Origin of the sequence: Tessaracoccus massiliensis, from assembly GCF_000826065.2 — a bacterium.
Classification (GTDB): Bacteria; Actinomycetota; Actinomycetes; order Propionibacteriales; family Propionibacteriaceae; genus Arachnia; species Arachnia massiliensis_A.
The window spans coordinates 797,376-816,562 of record NZ_LN623543.1 but is presented as its reverse complement, the minus strand read 5'-3'; the positions used below and the strand labels follow the sequence as shown (position 1 = coordinate 816,562).

Below are 19,187 nucleotides of genomic sequence, written 5' to 3'. Positions count from 1 at the left end.
GCACCACCCTAGCAGCCTTTTCTGGAAAAAGTCTAGAAAAGGAAAGACTCTGATAAAGTGTGTTGTCAGATGGTGACGAGGGTGCGGCCATGCCGCTTGCCGGCCATCATCTCCTCGGCCGCAGCGTGCAGGCCGTCGAGGTCAGTCCGCGTGGTCATGGCGTCGAGCTTGGCCAGGTCCAGGCCGCGGGTGAGGATGCGCCACGCATCGGCCCGGTCGTCGAGAGGGGCCCAGACGGAGTCGATGCCGGCCAGTGTGACGCCGCGCAGGATGAACGGCATCACGGTGGCCGGAAGGTCGTGCGAACCCGCCAGGCCGCAAGCCGTGACCACACCGCCCCTGTCCGTCTGCGCGATCGCGTTGGCCAGCGTGACGCCGCCCACAGTGTCGACCACGGCGGCGTAGACGGCCTTCTGCAGGGGGCGCCCGGGCTCCTCCAGGGTGGCGCGGTCGATCACCTCGTCTGCTCCCAGGCCGCGCAGGTAGTCGCCCAGTTCCTCGGCGCGTCCGGTGGTGGCGTAGGCGACGTAGCCGGCGTTGGCCAGCAGTTGAATGGCGATGGAGCCGACGCCGCCGGTGGCGCCGGTGACCAGCACAGGACCGTCGGCGGGCATGATGTTCTCGCTCAGGATCCGCAGCACTGCCAACGCAGCCGTGTAGCCGGCGGTGCCGAGGGCGGCGGCCTGCTCGGGGGAGAGGCCCTCCGGAATGGTCACGGCATGCTCACCGTTGATCCGGGCGCGTGTGGTGTAGCCGCCGTGTTCGGTCTCCGACAGGCCCGCGCCGTTGAGCATGATCCAGTCCCCGGGCGCGAAACGCTTGTTCTCGGATTCGGCGACGACGCCCACCAGATCGATGCCTGCCACCAGCGGGGTCTTGCGCACCACACCCGGCCGCCCGGTCAACGCCATCGCGTCCTTGTAGTTGAGGTCCGAAAACTTGACGTCGACGAGGATGTCGCCGTCGCCGTCGAGGAACTCCTCGCCGACCTCCTCAACAGCTGAGCCGGAATCACGGACCACAATTGCACGAACCATGTGATCAGTCTATGCGCTCACTCCTTGTGCTGCAGCTTGGAGGGCCACCAGATCTTCGAGCCGATGTCGTAGCTGAGCGCCGGCACCAGCAGCGTGCGCACCAGGAAGGTGTCGAGCAGCACGCCGAAGGCCACGATGAACGCCAACTGGGCGAGGAACAGCACCGGGATGACGGCCAGCGCCGCGAACGTGGCGGCCAGCACCAGTCCGGCCGAGGTGATTACGCCGCCGGTGACGGACAGGCCCGTGAGGATGCCCTTCCTCGTGCCGTGCTTGATCGACTCCTCCCGCACGCGGGTCATCAGGAAGATGTTGTAGTCGATGCCCAGCGCCACCAGGAACACGAAGCCGTACAGCGGCACCGACGGATCGGCACCGGGGAAGTTCAGGATGTGGTTGAACACGATCGCGGCGGTGCCCATGGCCGTGCCGAAGCTGAGTGCGGTGGTCAGGATCAGCAGGACGGGGGCGAGGACGCTGCGCAGCAGGAATATGAGGATCACCAGGATCACGAGCAGCACGATTGGGATGATGAGCGTGCGGTCGCGCGACGAGGTGTCGCGCGTGTCGATGTCGACGGCGGTCTGGCCGCCGATCTCAGCGGTGCCGTTCAGTTCGGAGCGCAGTTCGCGCACGGTCTCGATGGCCAGTTCGCTGTCCGGCGCGTCGCCCAGCGTGGCCAACAGCATGACCTGGCCGTCGTCGACGGTGGGCTCGGGCGCAGGGGTGCCGGGGGGGCCGAAGGCCTGCACGCCGTCCTCAGTGACGGGCGCGGAGCCCGAGGGGGAATCGCTGGAGACCACGGAGACGGAGTCGACACCCTCCTTGGCGAGGAGGAGCTCGGAAATCTCGTCGAAGTCCGCCTCGTCGAGCAGCACACGGGCGGGGCTGCCGGAACCGCCGGGGAAGTGCTCCCCGAGCAGGTTCTGCCCGTCGCGGGCATCTGACTGGCCCAGCACGAACTCGCTCGGCGGCACCCCATCCGCCTTCAGCGTGGGCATGAAGGCGGCACCAGCGGCGAGCAGGACCACGCAGACCATCCACACCACGCGGGGCTTGCGGGAGACGAGAGCGGCGGCCTTGGCGTAGATGCCCTCCTTGAGCTGATCGTCGTCGGTGCGGTTCGGCAGGTAGCGGGGACGACGCGGCCAGTACGAGGTACGTCCCATGAGATACAGCAGGGCGGGCAGCATGGTCAGCGCGGAGAGCATCGCGAACACGATGCCGATCGAGGCCACGGGGCCGAGCGAGCGGTTGGAGACCAGATCGCTCAACAGCAGGCACATGAGGCCGGCGATGACGGTGCCGCCGGAGGCGAGGATGGGTTCGATGACACCCTTGACCGCCTGCCAGGTGGCCGTGGCCTTCGACTCGTGCCGCTTCAACTCCTCGGCGTACCGGGCGGTGTAGAGCAGCGAGTAGTCCGTGGCCGCGCCGATCACCAGGATGAAGAGGATGCCCTGCGTCTGGCCGGTGAGCACCACGATCTCGGCCTTGGCCAGCCACCAGTTGACCAACAGCGCCACGCACAGGGCGAACACGCTGGTGGACAGGACGGCGAAGGGCAGGATCAGCGAGCGGTAGACGATCAGCAGGATGACCAGCACCACGGCGAGCGCCACGATGAGCAGGAGCCCGTCGATACCCGCGAAGGCCTCGACGATGTCCGCGCTGAAACCGGCCGGCCCCGTCAGATACTGGGTGACGCCTTCAGGGGTCTCGGCGTCCAGGATGACACGCAGGGCGGAGACCGCATCATCAGGCGGCAGGTCCGGGTCGAGACCCAGGAACAGCTGGGCCGCCTCCCCATCCTCGGATGGCACCAGCGGGGAGGCGGTGAGGACGCCGGGCTCGTCGGCCAGGTTCTCCCCGAGCGCGCCGAGCTCCTCCAGTTGGGCGTCGGTGAGCTGGTCATCAGAGTGGAAGATGACGATCGCCGGCAACTCCTCGCTGCCGACGAAATCGAGATAGCGGTCGTCCACCTTGGTGGACTCGGCGCTGGCGGGCAGGAACTGGGAGGCATCGTTCTCTGCCACCTCTGAGACCTTCCCGAAGTAGGGGCCGCCGATGCCGGCTCCCACCAGCCAGACGAGTGCGATGGCAACGGCGACGACGGCGCGAAGAGCTCGGGAATTTCTCACGCCGTGGAGTCTATGGGGTGCATTCCACGACGCGCGATGCCGGGGACTCCATCCTTCGATGTAGTCCCCGGCATCGCCTTGGGTTGCGCCTCAGAGTGCGTAGTACAACTCGAACTCGTGGGGGTGCGGGCGCATCGCGATGGCCTGGATCTCGGCGCGCTTGAGGTCGATCCATGTCTCGAGCAGGTCAGAGGTGAACACGTCGCCGGCCAGCAGGAACTCGGAATCCTGCTCCAGCTCGTCCAAGACGGCACCCAGGGAGGCGGGGACCGTCGGCACCTGCGCGTGCTCCTCGGGCGGCAGCTCGTAGAGGTCCTTGTCGATCGGGTCCAGCGGCTCGATCCGGCTCTGGATGCCGTCGACCCCGGCCAGCAGCATCGCGGCGAACGCCAGGTACGGGTTCGACGACGGGTCGGGGCAGCGGAACTCGATGCGCTTGGCCTTGGGGTTGGATCCCGTGATGGGGATCCTGATGCAGGCCGAGCGGTTCCGCTGCGAGTAGACCAGGTTCACGGGCGCCTCGAAGCCGGGGACCAGGCGGTGGAAGGAGTTGACCGACGGGTTGGTGAAAGCCAGCAGCGCCGGGGCGTGCTTCAGGAGGCCGCCGATGTACCAACGCGCCATGTCGGAGAGGCCGGCGTAGCCGTTCTCGTCGTAGAACAGCGGCTTGCCTTCATTCCAGATGGACTGGTGTACGTGCATACCGGAACCGTTGTCGCCGAAGATGGGCTTCGGCATGAACGTGGCCGTCTTGCCGGCCTCCCAGGCGGTGTTCTTGACGAGGTACTTGAACTTCATCACGTCGTCTGCTGACTTCAACAGCGAATCGAAACGCCAGTTGATCTCGGCCTGGCCGGCGGTGCCCACCTCGTGGTGCGCGCGCTCCACCTCCAGGCCGGCGTTCTCCATGTGCCGCACGATGTCGTCGCGCAGATCTCCGAAGTGGTCCACGGGCGCGACGGGGAAGTAGCCGCCCTTGTGCTTGACCTTGTAGCCGCGGTTGCCGCCCTCTTCCACGCGGCCGGTGTTCCAGGCGCCCGCCTCGGAATCGATGTGGTAGTACGACGAGTTCGCGCTGGAATCGAAGCGGATGTCGTCGAAGACGTAGAACTCGGCCTCGGGGGCGAAGAACGCCGTGTCGCCGATCCCGGTGGAGGCGAGGAAGGCCTCAGCCTTGCGGGCGATGTTGCGCGGATCCCTGGAGTAGGGCTCCTTGGCCAGCGGGTCGTGCACGAAGAAGTTGACGTTGAGCGTCTTCGACTTCCGGAACGGATCGAGATACGCCGTGGTGGGATCCGGGAGGAGCGCCATGTCGGATTCATGGATCTTCTGGAAGCCGGTGATGGACGAACCATCGAACCCCAGGCCATCTTCGAACACCTCGGGCCCGAAGGCCTTGGCGGGGACGGTGAAATGCTGCATGACCCCTGGCAGGTCACAGAAGCGCACGTCGATGGTCTCGACGTCCTCTTCCTTGAGATAAGCCAGCAGATCGTCTGCGCCTTGGAACATGAGTAACCCTTACGTCTCGGTTGACGAGTCCAAACGCTACGAGACTATCTTTGCCCCGCAGTTGCCGGAGCGTAACGGCCTTGTTACAGCTTTGCCCGACGGCGGACGGGGCCGCCGCTGGTAGGCTGCGCCGCGTGACCGACACCCCCACCTATCCAGGGCAGACGCTCGGCCTCCCTGAGCAGGGCCGTGGCTCGCTCGCGTCGTGGCGGGCCCGGATCGCCGCGATGATCGGGGACTGGGCTGCCAGCATGGTGGTGGCCATCGCGATGTTCGGCACCGGGGTGATGACCGACAGCGGTTGGCGCTCGTTCATGATCATGGCGGTCTACTTCGTGGAGGCCAGCGTGTTGACAGCGTTGGCGGGCGGTTCGTTCGGGCAGCTCATCGCCCGCATCGGTATCGTGCGGCTGGACGGGCACCACATCGGCTGGTGGCGCGCCATCGTGCGCACCGCGATGAAGTGCCTGGTGATCCCGGCGGTCGTGATCGGGGCCGAGCGGCGCGCGCTGACCGACCTGCTGCTCGGCACCGTCGTGATCAACCGGAAGTAGCCGCGGTCACCTGCGTCCCCATTCCCAGGTGGGGCGGGTGAGCAGGCCCTGATCGGCGATGACGGTCTCGCCGAGGTCCTTGTGCAGTTCCACCAGCTCGAGGTCTTCTTCATCGACGGCGTCCGCCAACGCCGCGATCAGCGCTGCGGAGTGCGTGACCACGACGATCTGGGTGTCGGCGGCTGCGCGGGCGATCAGTCGCCCCAGCGGTGCCACGAGGCTGGGGTGGAGGCTGTTCTCCGGCTCGTTGATCGCCATCAGCGGTGGCCGTACGGGGGCCAGCAGCGCGGCGAGCCACATGAGGTAGCGCAGCGTGCCGTCGGAGAGTTCCGCCGCGCGGAGGGGGCGCAGCATGCCCGGCTGGGTGAGCGCGAGCTCGAAGACGCCGTCGGTCACCGGCACCGTCAGGTTGCTGCCGGGGAAGGCATCCTCGATGAACTCGTCAAGCGGCTCCTTGCCCCGCTCCACGATGGTCTGGAGAGCCGCGGCCACGTCTGAACCGTCGCTGGCCAGCGCCCAGGTGCGGGTGCCCACGCGCGGTTGCCGGGCGGGCGCTTCGGCGTCGGTGCGTAGCGCGTCGTAGAAGCGCCAGGCCGCAAGGTCGTCGCGGAGCGCGCGCAGTTCCGGGAGATCCAGCAGCATGGACTGGTGCGGGGCCAACTGGAAGGGCAGTTCCTCCCACGGCCCCTCGTCCTTGACCTCGACGAGAGCGCGCTTGCGCCGGGCGAAGAGGGTTGAGGTGCGCATGATGGGGCCGGCCCAGACAACCTCGCGCTTGATCTCCGGGTCCCGGTCGAAGGCGCTCTTGAGCCCGGGCATCTGCTGGGGGAGGCCGAGGTCCACCAGGTAGCTCAGCGCGTCTGCGCCGATGCCCAACCTGAGCGAAACCGGGCCCCTGCGGACGGTGCCCTGGACGCTGCCGGTGCGCCGCGCGCCCTTCAGCGTTTCCGGCCCGGCCCACAGCACCGACGACAACCCGCCCTCGCGGGCCAGCGAGCCCACGGCGTCGCCGAGCGCGCAGCCAGCCAGCAGCCGCAGCGCCCGGTACAGGCTGGATTTGCCGGACCCGTTGGCCCCCGTGACGACGGTGACCCGCCCCAGGGTGACGGCGACGTCGCGCAGCGACCGGTAGCCCGACACGGCGAGGGTTCTGTACATGTCGGCGAGGCTACCTGCCGGCCCTGACAGTTTGGCCCCTGAGCGTGCCCCGCGAGGAACGAGCCGGGCACGACGAAGGGTCCCCGCAGCCGGTCTGTCACCTCAACCACCGGGATCGAGGTCATAGTCATGCTGCGGGGGCCCTTTGCCGCCGCGCGGGGTGCGACGCTCAGGGGCCAAACACCACCAACTCGCTCAGGCGGTGCGGCTCAGATCGCTTGTGAGGTGTCGCTGGAGGGGGTGGTTGACGGCGGCCATGTCGAAGCTCGTCTTCAGGGCGTCGCCCACCAGGGTGTAACTGCGCGAGGTCGCGTCGACGTGCTTGGCCGACGAGGTGTTGAGGATCTTCCCCTCGACGAAGATGCGGATCTCGTCGTCCGCTACGTCGAGGCGACCTTCGGCCAACTCGACCTGGCCGGTGGGCAGCGCCAGCACGAACTCGACCCGATCCGGTGACGGCACGCGGAGGTATCCCGTCTCGACGTGCATCAGTTCGGTCTCGGTGTTCCAGGTGCGTTGGCGGTACTCGAGGAACGGCTTGCCGATGTTGGTGAAGGTGACCTCCTCGATGTAGTCGAAGTTCTCGATGCTGGGGTATTCGCCCTGCCCGGCGCCCTCCCAGGTGCCGATGAGCTTTTCCAAGGGCTGCAGTGCGGGGTGGAGGTCCATACCTGAGAGCCTAGCTCAGCCAGGCTGGCACAATCGGGGGTATGAACCGTGACCTGCAACTGATCGACGGCTACCACCTGCCCGTGCTCGGATTCGGCCTCTACAAGGTGCCGCCCGAGCAGACCGGGGAGGTGATCGCGGCGGGTGTCGCCGCCGGGTACCGGCTCGTCGACGGCGCAGAGTTCTACGGCACTGAAAAAGAGGTGGGGGAGGCGCTGCGACGCATCGACATCGACCGTTCGCTGCTGACGGTCACCAGCAAGTTCTGGGGTGAGGAGAGCCAGAGCCGGGATGCGGTGCTGGCCTCGTTCGACGCGACGGAGCGGGCGTTGGGTGTCAAGGTGGATCTCTACATGATCCACTGGCCCCGCCCGAGCCGCGGGCAGTACGTCGACGTGTGGCGCACCCTCATCGAACTGCGCGACGCCGGCCGCGTCCGCTCCATCGGAGTGTCGAACTTCACCGAGGAACACCTCGCCCGGTTGATCGATGAGACCGGTGAGATCCCCGTCGTCAACCAGGTGGAGCTGCACCCCTACCTGCAGCAGGAGCAGTTGCGCGACTTCCACGCCCAGCACGGCATCGTCACCCAGGCGTGGAGCCCGCTCGGCCGCGGCAACGTGCTGGCAGATCCTGCGATTACGGAGATCGCCGCGGCGCACGGGGTCACCCCCGCCCAGGCGATCATCCGGTGGCACCTGCAGGTGGGCAACGCGGTCATCCCGAAGTCGGTCAACCCCGAGCGGTTGCGCAGCAACCTCGACGTACTCGGCTTCGAGTTGACGGCCGAGGAGATGGCCACGTTCGAGGGGCTGGAGCGCGGCCAGCGCTTCGGCACCGCGCCAGATGAGCGCCAGTGAACAGCGACGACTGCGAACATCAAGTGAGTCCACTGGCTGACGCGATGCGTCGCGCCCGTCGTAAGGAGCGCCGCGAGGCGATCGCGCTGATCGTCATCTCGGCGCTTTTCGTGCTGCTCGGGATCGCTCTGTGGCTGGGCGCCGGGTAGGCGGAGGCATACTCCTGCTAGTGCGTAGCCTCCGTGCCCGCGCTACTCCGCGGCCTCGAGCCAGGCCTCTTCGAGATCGTCGCGCCGAGCCTCCGCGGTCTGCAGGTCGGCGGTGAGCGCGCCCAGCTTCGCGTAATCTGTGGCCGCCTCCGTCATGGCTGCGTGCAGCCTGGCGATCTCGTCCTCAACCTTCTTCAACTGACCCTCGATCCGCGTCAGGTCTTTCTTGCGCTGGCGCTCCGCAGCCGCGTCCGACGTGCCGGTTGTGCGTGCGGGGGAGGGGGCGACCTCGGCGGCCTGGGACCGACGGCGACGCTGCAGGTACTCTTCCACCCCGCCCGGTAGCAGCACGCAGGTGCCGTCGCCCATCAGGGCGTAGGTGACGTCGGTGACGCGCTCGAGGAAGTAGCGGTCGTGGCTGACCACGATCAGGGTCCCGGGCCAGGTGTCGAGGTAGTCCTCGATGACGGTGAGTGTGTCGATGTCGAGGTCGTTGGTGGGCTCGTCGAGCAGCATCACGTTGGGCTCCGTCAGCAGGAGGCGCAGGAACTGCAGCCGGCGGCGCTCGCCGCCGGAGAGATCCCCGATCCGGGCCACCAGTTTGTCCCCGGTGAAACCGAACTCCTCAAGTAGCGACGAGGCCGAGGCGTCGCGGCCGGTGGCGAGCTTCGTCTCCTCCTTCAACCGCTTGACCGACGCCAACACGCGATCATCGTCGTCGAGTTCGCCGACGGCTTGGGAGAGGTACGCCGGACGCAGCGTCTTGCCCCGCTTGATCTTGCCGCCGTCGGGCTCGCGCACGTCGGCCAGCAGGTCCAGCAGCGTCGTCTTGCCGGCGCCGTTGACGCCCACCAGGCCGATCCGGTCACCGGGGCCGATCGACCAGGTGAGCTTGTCCAGCAGAACCCTGTCCGGCGGCACCGAGTAGTCGACGTTGATCAGGTCGAAGACGTCCTTGCCCAGCCGGGTGACGGCGAACTGCTCCAGGGCGAGCTTGTCGCGCGGCGGTGGTTCGTCGGCGATGAGCACGTTGGCGGCGTCGATACGGAACTTCGGTTTCGACGTCCGGGCGGGCGCGCCGCGCCGCAGCCAGGCCAACTCTTTGCGGGCCAGGTTCTTGCGCCGGGCCTCGTTGGCGGCAGCCTGACGCTGCCGCTCGACGCGGGCCAACACGTAGGCCGCGTAACCGCCGTCGTAGGAGTCCACCACGCCGTCGTGGACCTCCCAGACGCGGGTGCAGACGGCATCGAGGAACCAGCGGTCGTGGCTGACCACCAGCATGGCCAGTCCCGCCTTGGTGCGGGCACGGAGATGCTCGGCGAGGAAGGCGATGGCCTCCACATCCAGGTGGTTGGTGGGCTCGTCCAACACGATGAGGTCGTGGGGGCCCAGCAGCACCGCCACCAGCTCCACCCGTCGTCGTTCCCCACCGGAGAGTTGGGTGAGCTCGCGCTCCAGATCGATGTCGGCCAGGAGTGCCTCGACGACGGCCCGCCGCTCAGCATCAGCGGCCCAGACGTGGTCAGGCTCGCCGTCGACGATGCGGTCGCGCACCGTCTCGCCCGGGCGGCTGTCGCTCTGCTGCCGCAGCACGCCGATGGAGGAGTTGGTGGCGTGTAGCGCCCGGCCGGAATCCGGCTCGAGTTCGCCGGTCATGATGCGTAGCAGTGTGGTCTTGCCGTCCCCGTTGCGGCCGACGACGCCGATCACCTCACGCTCGGCGATGCCGCACGAGACGTTGTCGAGCAGGGTGCGGGTGCCGAAGCCGTGGGTGACGGATTCGAGGTTGACGAGGTTTGCCACGGATCAGCGGCCGCGCATCGCCGCTCGGGCGCCCTTCATCGAGATGGGGCCCTTCGGGATGGGCGCCTTCGGGCGCATCGCATCGAGCGCGCGCAGCCGCTGGCGGACCTCGCCGATCTTCGTGGGCGTGAGGACCTTCGGCATCTTCTTGATGTGGTTGGTCAACTGGTCCAGTGGGATCTGGCCGGCGCCCTTGCCCATCTGGATGGTCTTGACCTCGACGCCGTAGGCGACCTGCTCGTGCTTGCGCTTCTCGCTCTGCAGGAGCGGCTTGAGGCGGCCCGCCTCGCCCTCGCCGATCAGGATGAGGCCGCCGGGGCCGAGGGTGCGGTGGATGACGTCCATGTTCTTCGTGACGGCGATCACCGGATCAGAGACCCACTTCTTGCCCAGCATGTTGAGCGCGACCTCGCCGGAGCCCGCCTGCCCCTCGTAGCGGGTGTAGACGGCGCGGCGACCGCGCCAGGCGAACACCGCCATGGCGCCGAGGAAGCCTAGCGACACGCCCAGCAGGCCCCAGATGAAGGGGCTGTCGACGAGGAAACCGATGACCAGCAGGAGGGCGAACGGCACGACGAAGCCGGCGATCATCAACCAGGGGAGCGCCTTGTCGTGCTCCTTGGTCATCTTGTAGCTCTCGACCATCTGGCGCCAGCGGCCCCAGTCTGCAGGGTTGGTCGAATTGCGCTTGCGTTCCTTCTCAGCGCGCAGTTCAGCCTTCTGCTTCGCCTCGAAGGCCTTCGCGCGTTCGCTCTTCGCCATGACAGCCTCTCGTAGTCAGTTCTTCCGTGCGTCCATCGCCGTGCGGTACAGGCGGCCCGCGCGATACGACGAACGCACGAGCGGCCCGGACAACACGCAAGAATATCCGATCTCGCGGGCCTCCTGATCCAGCTCCTCGAACTCTTCTGGCGTGACCCACCTGTCGATGGGGTGGAGGGTGGCGTTGGGGCGCAGGTACTGCGTGATCGTGATCAGCTCTGCGCCGGCGTCGTGCAGGTCCTGCAGCGCCTCGGAGATCTCCTCGCGCGTCTCGCCCATGCCCAGGATGAGGTTGGATTTGGTGACCAGTCCGCGGTCCCGCGACATGCGCAGCACCTCGAGCGAACGGTCGTAGCGGAAGCCGGGCCGGATCCGCTTGAAGATGCGCGGCACCGTCTCCACGTTGTGGGCGAACACCTCGGGTTGCGCGTCGAACAGCTGCCCGAGGAGGTCCTCCTTGCCGGAGAAATCCGGGGCCAGCATCTCGACGCCGACGCCGGGGTTGACGGAGTGGATCTGGCGGATGGTCTCGGCGTACAACCAGGCGCCCTCATCCGGGAGGTCGTCGCGGCACACGCCTGTGATGGTGGCGTAGCGCAGCCCCATCTTGCGGACGGACTGGGCCACGCGCATGGGTTCGGCCGGGTCGTAGCCCTCGGGCTTGGCGGATTCGATCTGGCAGAAGTCGCAGCGGCGGGTGCACTTGTCGCCGCCGATGAGGAAGGTGGACTCCCTGTCCTCCCAACACTCGTAGATGTTGGGGCAGCCGGCCTCCTGGCAGACCGTGTGCAGTTCACCGTTGTTGACGATGTCCTGCAGGTCCCGGTAGTTGGGGCCCATCTTGGCGGTGGTCTTGATCCACCCGGGTTTGCGCTCGATGGGGGTCTCTGCGTTCTTCGCCTCGACTCTGAGGAGCCGGCGTCCGTCTGGCTGTACTGCTGTCACACCCACCACCCTAGTACCCCCGGGCGGTAGTGCCGCTACGCATGCTTCAGATGCCGTCGCAGGTGCGGTTCCAGATCGTGCGCGACCTGCGCCACCGTCCAGTCGCCCGGTAGTTCCTCGACGATGGAGGTGACGCCGGCATCCGAGATGCCGCAGGGCACGATGTTGCCGAAACGTTCAGCCGAGCTCAGCACGTTCAAGGCGAAGCCGTGCAGCGCGGTGCGGCGGGTGACGCGCACGCCGATGGCGCAGATCTTTCGCTCGGGCCTGGCGCCCTCTGCTGCCAGCCACACACCCGTGCGGCCCGCCACCCGGCCCGACGCTATGCCGTAGCCGGCGAGCAGGTCGATGACGGCCGCCTCCATCGCGCGCACGTGGTCGACGACGCCCACGCCGTCGGGCAGGTGCACGATGGGGTAGCCCACCAACTGGCCGGGGCCGTGGTAGGTGATCTCGCCACCGCGGTCCACCGCGACGACGGGGGCGCCGTCCTGTGGATGGTCCGACGGCTTGGTGCGGCGGCCGGCCGTGTAGACCGGCGGGTGCTCGACGAAGATGACGTGCCCGGGCCGCTCCCCCGAGGCGACGGCGGCGTGCACCTCCCGCTGGTAGTCCCAGGTCTCCTGGTAGTCGCTGAGCGAGGGTACGACGCCCAGGCCGCGGTATTCGAAGGTCAGCACGGGGCGAGTCTACTGCTCACGTGAGAAGGGCCGCCGCCCACACCAACACCGGCGCCAGCACCAGGGCGGGGAGGAGGTCGCCCACCGGGATCTGCCTGAGCCCGAGCAGCCGGATGCCCAATCCGATGAGGATCACCCCACCGGCTGCCGTCAGCGCGTCCACCTGGGCGACGGTGAGCACGTCGCCGGCGAAGTAGCCCAGCGCCGTCAACGAGCCCTGGATGACCCCCACCGCGGCCGCGGAGGCCAGGACGCCCCAGCCCAGCGTCGACGCGAACGCCATGGCGGCGAAGCCGTCGAGGGTCGCCTTGACCAGCAGTTGGTCGGCGCCGCGGCCCAGGCCATCCGAGATGGAGCCGAGGATGGTGAGGGGGCCCACGCAGAACACCAGCGTGGAGATCACCAGCCCGTCGACGAACCGATTCTCGTCGCCCGAGCCCTTGAACCGGTTCCTGATCCAGGCCGCGCCCTGCTCAAGGCGGTCCTCAATGCGCAGCCACGAGCCCAGCAGCGTGCCCACCAGCAGCGAGGCGAGCACCACGAACATCGCTGAGCGGCCGACGTCGGCCGCCAGCGCCTCGCTGTTGAGAGCGACGGCGGAGAACCCGCCCAGCACCATCGTGAACAGGCCGAGCACCGAGGTGACGGTGTCCTTGGTGCGCTCGGGGATCCGGTTGCCCAGGGCCAGCCCGATGAGGGCCCCGACGACGACGGTGACGACGTTGACGAGAGTCCCGAGCCCGATGAACACGCCGCCATCCAATCAGACGCGAAGACCCCCGGCCAAGGCCGGGGGTCTTCGTCTCAGCGTCAGGATCAGATGCCGAACTCGCCGCCGAAGTCGCCGTCCTCGAGGCGCTCCTTGATGGCGGAGAGGAAGCGGGCCGCGACCGCGCCGTCGATGAGCCGGTGGTCGTAGCTCAGCGACAGGTACATCATGTGCCGCACGGCGATCGACTCGTTGCCGAAGCGGTCCTCCACGACGACCGGGCGCTTGACGAGCGCGCCGGTGCCGAGGATGGCCACCTCGGGCTGGTTGACGATCGGGGTGTCGAACAGCGTGCCTGCCGAGCCGTAGTTCGTGATGGTGAAGGAACCACCACTGAGCTCGTCCGGGCCCACCTTGCTGTCGCGGGTGCGGGCAGCGAGGTCGCCGATCTTCTTGGCCAGGCCGGTGAGGTTGAGGTCACCGGCATTCTTGATGACGGGCACCAGCAGGCCACGCTCGGTGTCGACCGCGATGCCGATGTGCTCGCCATCGGCGTAGGTCATGGTGCCGGCCTCAGTGTCGATCGTGGCGTTGACGATCGGGAACTGCTTGAGCGCCTCGCCGGCGGCCATCACGATGAACGGCAGGTACGACAGGGAAACGCCCTCGCGCTTCTTGAAGTCGTCCTTGACCTGCTTGCGGATCTGGCTGATCGCGGTGAGGTCCACCTCGACGGTGGCCGTGAGCTGCGCGGAGGTCTGCAGCGACTCCACCATGCGGGAGGCGATGACCTTGCGCAGGCGGGAGAGCTTCTCCGTCTTGCCGCGGACCTGATCGGCGGAGGCGGGGGCCTCCTTGGCCTTCGGTGCGGCGGCGGGGGCGTCCTTCTTCGGTGCCTCAGCAGTGGGGGCCTGCTTCGCGGCCTCGGCCGCGTCGAGCACGTCCTGCTTGCGGATGCGGCCGCCCACGCCGGTGCCCTTGATCGAGTTCAGGTCGACGTCGTGCTCCTTGGCGAGCTTGCGCACCAGCGGCGTCACGTAGGTGCCGTCGCCGGAGGCCTCCGTTGCGCGGCGCGCGACCGCGGCCTCGACGGCGGGGGAGTGCTCCTGCTTCGGCTCCTCCTTCTTCGACTCTTCCTTGGGCTCGGGCTTCGGCTCTTCCTTGGGCTCCGGCTTGGGCTCTTCCTTGGGCTCGGGCTTCGGTTCTTCCTTCGGCTCCGGCTTGGGCTCTTCCTTGGGCTCAGCGGCGGCGTCGCCGACGATGGCGAGGACGTCGCCTACCTGGGCGGTGTCGTCCTCGTCGAACTTGATCTCGAGGAGCGTGCCGGCCACGGGGCTGGGGATCTCGGTGTCGACCTTGTCGGTGGAGACCTCCAGCAGCGCCTCATCGGCCTCCACGGTGTCGCCTACGGCCTTCAGCCACCGCGAGATGGTGCCCTCGGTGACCGACTCGCCCAACGCGGGCAGCGTCACCTCGGTACCGGAGGCGGAGCCGCCACCACCGGAGGGCATCTCGGGCTCATCTGCCGGGGGAGCGGCCTCGACGGGCTCGTCTGCGGGCTCTTCCGCCTCCGGCTCCGGGGCGGTCTCCTCTGCGGGGGCCTCCTCCTGGGCGGGCTCTTCTTCACCGGGGGTCTCGTCGGCAGCGGAGGATTCATCGGCGTCGCCGATGATGGCGAGCACGTCGCCTACCTGGGCGGTGTCGTCCTCGTCGAACTTGATCTCGAGGAGCGTGCCGGCCACGGGGCTGGGGATCTCGGTGTCGACCTTGTCGGTGGAGACCTCGAGCAATGGCTCGTCGGCCTCGATGGTGTCTCCGACTGCCTTCAGCCAGCGAGAAATGGTGCCTTCGGTGACCGATTCGCCGAGTGCCGGGAGGGTGACTTCGGTTGACATGTGAGTGTGGCTCCTTTGCGTACCGCGCGTGATTGTTTCCAGCCTATATGGCATTCAGGCATGCATGTGCAGAGGCCGTCCAGCCAGGGCCCAGTTCGCCTCTGCAATTGACTCTCCCAGAGTGGGATGGGCGTGCACGATGCCCGCCACGTCCTCGGGTGTCGCCTGCCACCCCACCAGCAGCGCACCTTCGGCGATCAACTCGCCAACGTCCTCGCCGATGAGGTGGACGCCGACGATCGCGCCGCCCGCGGCGCGCACCAGTCGCACCTTCCCGCTGTCGCGCACCCCCGGCGCCCGGAGGATGCGGCTGCGTCCGTTGCCAGCCAAGGGGTATTCCACGACGTCGGCGTCCGTGCCGGCCTGTTCGGCGGTCAGTCCCACAGAGGCGACCTGCGGCGTGGAATAGGTGATGCGGGGGATGTCTGCGTCGCGCGGCAGGGTGGGGCGCTGGGGGTGGCGCCCCTGCAGCTGCGCGATCCACTCGGCCAGGAACAGGCCGTGCGCGTAGCCGCGGTGCGCGAGCTGGGGGCCGGCCACCACGTCGCCGGCCGCGAAGACGCCGCGCAGGCTGGTCTGGAGGGAGTCGTCGACGGCGATGTGCCCCGACTCCGTCAGCCGCACCCCGGCCTCGCTGAGACCCAGCGAGTCGGTGGCCGGGCGCCGGCCGGCGGCCACCAACAGCACGTCGGCGCTGACCTCGGAGCCGCCGACGGCTCCCGTCACCGCGCCGTCGCCGACCCGTACGTCGGCGAGGGTCGCGCCCAGCCGCACGTCGATCCCGCGGCTGATGAGTTCAGCCTTCAGGATGCTGGAGTGTGCGGGCTCTTCGGCGGGCAGCAGCCGGTCCGTGGCCTCGATGAGCGTCACGCGGACGCCCAGATCGGTCCAGAGGGAGGCGAACTCGACCCCGATGACCCCGCCGCCCAGCACGATCGCGCTCTCCGGCAGCGCGTCGAGACGCAGGGAGTGGTCGCTCGTGATGATGCGTTCGCCGTCGACGGGGAGCCCCAGCGTCGCGGGGGTGGCGCCGGTGGCGACCACGACGGCCCTGGCCCGGTAGTGCGCGTCCCCGGCCTGGACCCCCGGGCCTTCAGGGGTGGGGGAGACGGTTCCGCGCGCCTCGATCACGGTGATGCCGCGCGACGCGATGAGGCCGGCCAGCCCCTTGTGGAGTGGCCCGATCACCCCGTCGACGTAGCGGCGCAGCGCCGGCACGTCGGTGTCGCCGAGCGTGGCTGCGATGCCGAACGCATCGGCTTTGGCCACGGTGCTGCGCACCTTCGCGGCCTGCAGCCAGGCCTTGGCGGGGATGCAGCCGCGGTGGAGGCAGGTGCCGCCGAGCGGTGTGTGGTCGAACAGCGCGACCTTCAGCCCCAGTTGAGCGGCGCGGAGCGCGCAGGCGTATCCCGCGGAGCCGGCGCCGAGGATGGCCACGTCGAACTGTTGCGTCATGCCCGCCAGTCTCCCACGCGGACCCCCGCTGTGGCATCGTGGCAAGCCAATGGCAGGCGAACAACACGCCGATATTTCGGAAAGTGGCCCAACCTATGATTAGGCTGTGCTTGCAACCCACACCTCACACCGGGAGAACAATGAACATCCTCAAGAAGCTGGGCGCGCTCGCTGGCGCCTCCGCCCTCGCCGCGACCGGCATCGTCGCCGTCGCCACCACCACCGCCTCGGCGCAGCCCGTCACCGCCGCCTTCGACCAGGCGTACTACACGATCGGTGGGACCGCCACTCTGACCGTCGGTGGCTGCGCTGCCGGTGGCGTCCTCGAGATCGCCGTACCGGGCGAAGAGGAGGACCGCGTGATCAACGTCGTGGAGCCGGCTGAGCCCACCGTCATCGAGATCACCCTGCCCGAGAACACGTTTGGTGAGATGGGTGCTGCGGCCCGCTGCACCGAGCCGGTTGAAGGTGGCCAGCCCACAGTCACCACCGCGGAGGCACAGGCCTACATCCTCAACCAGACCATCTCGGCGAACCCGTCGGTGTTCGAGGCCGGCGAAGAGATCAGCGTGACCGCGGGCGAGTTCCTCGCGGGCGAGACCGCCACGATGAAGGTCACCCCGCGCGGCGGCGGCGAGGTCGTCTACACCCACGAGATGGGCACCGTTGCGGAGGACCGCGGCTCGGTCACCGCTCCCGTGACCTTCCCCGCTGACATCGAGTGCGGCCTCTACGACGTCACGGTCTCCACCGTGACCAACGCCGCCACGGCCACCCTGAACATCTGTGGTCAGGATGACGACGACGAGACCCCCCCCACGGTGACCCCCACCGCCGATCCCACGGTCGCCCCGACGCAGCCCACGCGTCCCGGCCTGCCCAAGACCGGCAACTGATCCGCTGAGCGCCAGCTCACCAGACACCAGCGCCCCCGCCCCTTTCCAGGGCGGGGGCGCTGCTCTTTGCCCGGGCTGGGCATAATGTCCGCGTGGGATGGTTCAGTCGGAAGAAGAAGCAGGCCGAGGTCGCGCGCGGGTCGAGGCAGGTCGCTGATGCCCTGCGGGACCACCTGAACCATTTCGTGACCACGCGGCGCGGCGTGGAGGCGTGGGTGGAGCAGCCCACATCGTTCAACCCGCCGTCGATCCTCCTGGTGGCCGCAGACGGGGAATCCACCCGCCGCGGACTACCCAGCGCGGAGTACGGCTACCACTTCGCCGACGAGTGCGGCATCCCCTGCTACGACGCGGGCGTGGTGCCCTACCCCACGCGGATGCGGGAGTACGGGCTGCGCGCCAAGCGTGACGCCCGGCGCGCAGCCGATCCCCGCCGTTAGCGGCCGGCCAGCTGCCCGGCCAGCGCCACGAGGGTGCGCACGGCCACGCCGGTGCCGCCCTTCGGGGTGCAGCCGTAGGCTTCCTCGACGTTCTCCGCAGGCCCTGCGATGTCCAGGTGCGCCCAGCTGACGCCCTCGGGCACGAAGCGCTCCAGGAATGCGCCTGCCACCAACGCGCCGCCCCAACGGTTGGAGCCACCGGAGCGCATGTCCGCGACGGTGGACTTCAGCTGGTTGCGCATGTGTTCGGTCAGTGGCAGCTCCCAGAAGTCCTCGCCGGCCGCCTCCGCCGCGTCGAGCAGCAGATCCGAGGTCTCCTCACCGTTGGTGATGAGCCCGCCGGTACGCAGCCCCAGGGCCACCATGCAGGCTCCGGTGAGCGTGGCCACGTCGACGATGAGATCCGGCGAATCCTGCCCGGCGCGGGCGATGGCGTCGGCCATCACCAGACGACCCTCGGCGTCGGTGTTGTAGTTCTCCACTGTCTGGCCGTCGAACATCGTCAGCACGTCACCGGAGCGGTACGAGGTACCCGACGGGAGGTTCTCCGCCATGGCCGCGTAGGCCGTGACCTTCACGTTGAGGCCGGCGGCCGCGATCGCCTGGACGGCGGCGATGACCGCCGCGGCCCCGGACATGTCGTACTTCATGCCCGCCATCTGGCCGGCCGGCTTGATGTCGAGGCCACCCGAGTCGAACGTGATGCCCTTGCCCACCAGCGCCAGGTGCGCGGTGGCGCCGCGGGGCGCGTACGACATCCGCACCAGGCGCGGCGCGCGCGAGGAGCCGCCGCCCACGGCGAGGATGCCGCCGTAGCCGCCCTTCTCGAGCGCCTTCTCGTCGAGGACCTCGACGGTGACCTTCTGGTCCTTGAGGAACGCGCGGGCGGCGTTGGCGAAGGACTCCGGGTACAGCAGGTTGGGGGGAGTGTTGGTCCAGTTGCGGGCCTGGTAGACGGCCTCGGAGACGATGGCAGCCGTGGCCACGGCGTCCTTGGCGGCGGCGTTGGTGACCGGCGAGACGAGGGTGACCAAGTGCACGGCCACCGGATCAGCCTCGGCCTTCAGCGGCGCGAAGCGGTAGGCGCCCAGCAGCGCGCCCTCGCCGGCGGCCTGGATCAACTCCGGATCTGACAGTTCCAGGGAGACAGCCACGGACAGCTTTTCGACGCCCTCCTGCCCGGCGATGGCGCGCAGGCCGTTGCCGGTGGCGGTGCGCACGACGTCCGGGGTCACATCGGCGTCGCCGAGACCCACGACGAATAGGCGCGTGCCGTCGAGCGCGGGCAGCGCCTTGACGGTGCCCTGCTTGGCGACGGCGCCCACGGCGGTGGCCATGGCGGCCACAGTCACGCCGAAGGTCTTCTGGTAGGCCTTGTCGAGCTCTGGCGACGTGCCCACGAGAGCGGGCTCGTCCTTGTTGATCGAGGCCATGCCCAACAGCACGGCGTCTTGGCGCTTGGGCAGGGAGGTGGACAGGGACAGGTCAGGACACATATCACTCACGCCAGCCAGCCTATCCA

General features: G+C 68.4%; 18 protein-coding genes. 5 read left to right on the top strand and 13 right to left on the bottom strand.

The annotated features are described in order from the left end of the window. Window positions 1-65: 65 nt before the first annotated feature. From BN1186_RS14390 to glnA, 3 genes are all read right to left on the bottom strand, one after another. Complete coding sequence (locus BN1186_RS14390) at window positions 66-1,037, bottom strand: MDR family oxidoreductase (RefSeq protein ID WP_040284628.1); 972 nt, start codon at window positions 1,035-1,037, stop codon at window positions 66-68. A gap of 17 nt (window positions 1,038-1,054) precedes the next feature. Further along, a complete protein-coding gene (locus tag BN1186_RS14385) occupies window positions 1,055-3,178 on the bottom strand; it encodes an MMPL family transporter (RefSeq protein ID WP_052460206.1) in 2,124 nt (707 codons plus the stop codon). A 90-nt stretch (window positions 3,179-3,268) separates the two neighbouring features. Beyond that, window positions 3,269-4,690: a type I glutamate--ammonia ligase gene (glnA, locus tag BN1186_RS14380; RefSeq protein ID WP_040284627.1), complete on the bottom strand. Its 1,422-nt coding sequence runs from the start codon at window positions 4,688-4,690 to the stop codon at window positions 3,269-3,271. Window positions 4,691-4,824: 134 nt separating this feature from the next. Here glnA and BN1186_RS14375 point away from each other — a divergent pair, with 134 nt between their 5' ends. Further along, window positions 4,825-5,244: an RDD family protein gene (locus BN1186_RS14375; RefSeq protein ID WP_040284626.1), complete on the top strand. Its 420-nt coding sequence runs from the start codon at window positions 4,825-4,827 to the stop codon at window positions 5,242-5,244. Window positions 5,245-5,250: 6 nt separating this feature from the next. Here the strand turns inward: BN1186_RS14375 and BN1186_RS14370 are convergent, their stop codons facing one another. Beyond that, window positions 5,251-6,402 carry an AAA family ATPase gene (locus BN1186_RS14370; protein WP_040284625.1) on the bottom strand — a complete coding sequence of 384 codons (1,152 nt, stop codon included), beginning with the start codon at window positions 6,400-6,402 and terminating at the stop codon, window positions 5,251-5,253. A gap of 195 nt (window positions 6,403-6,597) precedes the next feature. Beyond that, window positions 6,598-7,071: a heme-binding beta-barrel domain-containing protein gene (locus tag BN1186_RS14365; RefSeq protein WP_040284624.1), complete on the bottom strand. Its 474-nt coding sequence runs from the start codon at window positions 7,069-7,071 to the stop codon at window positions 6,598-6,600. 41 nt (window positions 7,072-7,112) lie between these two features. Between BN1186_RS14365 and BN1186_RS14360 the strand changes: the two genes are divergently transcribed. Both BN1186_RS14360 and BN1186_RS15635 read left to right on the top strand, forming a co-directional pair. Beyond that, entirely contained in the window at window positions 7,113-7,931 is an 819-nt protein-coding gene (locus BN1186_RS14360; protein WP_040284623.1) for an aldo/keto reductase, read from the top strand. Continuing rightward, on the top strand, window positions 7,928-8,080 hold the full coding sequence (locus tag BN1186_RS15635) for a hypothetical protein (RefSeq protein ID WP_180349088.1): 153 nt from the start codon (window positions 7,928-7,930) through the stop codon (window positions 8,078-8,080). Before BN1186_RS14360 ends, BN1186_RS15635 begins: the two co-directional genes overlap by 4 nt. A gap of 42 nt (window positions 8,081-8,122) precedes the next feature. Here BN1186_RS15635 and BN1186_RS14355 read toward each other — a convergent pair whose 3' ends face one another. The 7 genes from BN1186_RS14355 to BN1186_RS14325 form a co-directional block, all read right to left on the bottom strand. Continuing rightward, window positions 8,123-9,883 carry an ABC-F family ATP-binding cassette domain-containing protein gene (locus BN1186_RS14355; protein WP_040284622.1) on the bottom strand — a complete coding sequence of 587 codons (1,761 nt, stop codon included), beginning with the start codon at window positions 9,881-9,883 and terminating at the stop codon, window positions 8,123-8,125. Between the two features lie 3 nt (window positions 9,884-9,886). Continuing rightward, window positions 9,887-10,645, bottom strand: a complete 759-nt coding sequence (locus BN1186_RS14350; RefSeq protein ID WP_040284621.1) for a DUF4191 domain-containing protein — start codon at window positions 10,643-10,645, stop codon at window positions 9,887-9,889. Between the two features lie 15 nt (window positions 10,646-10,660). Further along, a complete protein-coding gene (gene lipA / locus BN1186_RS14345) occupies window positions 10,661-11,590 on the bottom strand; it encodes a lipoyl synthase (RefSeq protein ID WP_040284620.1) in 930 nt (309 codons plus the stop codon). Between the two features lie 35 nt (window positions 11,591-11,625). Next, a complete protein-coding gene (gene lipB / locus BN1186_RS14340; protein ID WP_040284619.1) occupies window positions 11,626-12,270 on the bottom strand; it encodes a lipoyl(octanoyl) transferase LipB in 645 nt (214 codons plus the stop codon). Between the two features lie 16 nt (window positions 12,271-12,286). Beyond that, a complete protein-coding gene (locus BN1186_RS14335) occupies window positions 12,287-13,021 on the bottom strand; it encodes a DUF554 domain-containing protein (RefSeq protein ID WP_040284618.1) in 735 nt (244 codons plus the stop codon). 65 nt (window positions 13,022-13,086) lie between these two features. Next, the gene (gene sucB, locus BN1186_RS14330) at window positions 13,087-14,874 is read right to left on the bottom strand and encodes a 2-oxoglutarate dehydrogenase, E2 component, dihydrolipoamide succinyltransferase (protein WP_040284617.1); all 1,788 of its coding nucleotides are present in this window, start codon (window positions 14,872-14,874) and stop codon (window positions 13,087-13,089) included. A 54-nt stretch (window positions 14,875-14,928) separates the two neighbouring features. Further along, entirely contained in the window at window positions 14,929-16,329 is a 1,401-nt protein-coding gene (locus tag BN1186_RS14325; RefSeq protein ID WP_040284616.1) for an FAD-dependent oxidoreductase, read from the bottom strand. Window positions 16,330-16,469: 140 nt separating this feature from the next. On the opposite strand from BN1186_RS14325, the gene BN1186_RS14320 reads away from it, so the two are divergent. Both BN1186_RS14320 and BN1186_RS14315 read left to right on the top strand, forming a co-directional pair. After that, on the top strand, window positions 16,470-17,225 hold the full coding sequence (locus BN1186_RS14320; protein ID WP_040284615.1) for a hypothetical protein: 756 nt from the start codon (window positions 16,470-16,472) through the stop codon (window positions 17,223-17,225). Between the two features lie 92 nt (window positions 17,226-17,317). Continuing rightward, on the top strand, window positions 17,318-17,665 hold the full coding sequence (locus tag BN1186_RS14315; RefSeq protein WP_040284614.1) for a hypothetical protein: 348 nt from the start codon (window positions 17,318-17,320) through the stop codon (window positions 17,663-17,665). Here the strand turns inward: BN1186_RS14315 and BN1186_RS14310 are convergent. Next, a complete protein-coding gene (locus BN1186_RS14310) occupies window positions 17,662-19,161 on the bottom strand; it encodes a leucyl aminopeptidase (protein WP_052460205.1) in 1,500 nt (499 codons plus the stop codon). The genes BN1186_RS14315 and BN1186_RS14310 overlap by 4 nt on opposite strands. Between the last annotated feature and the right edge of the window lie 26 nt (window positions 19,162-19,187).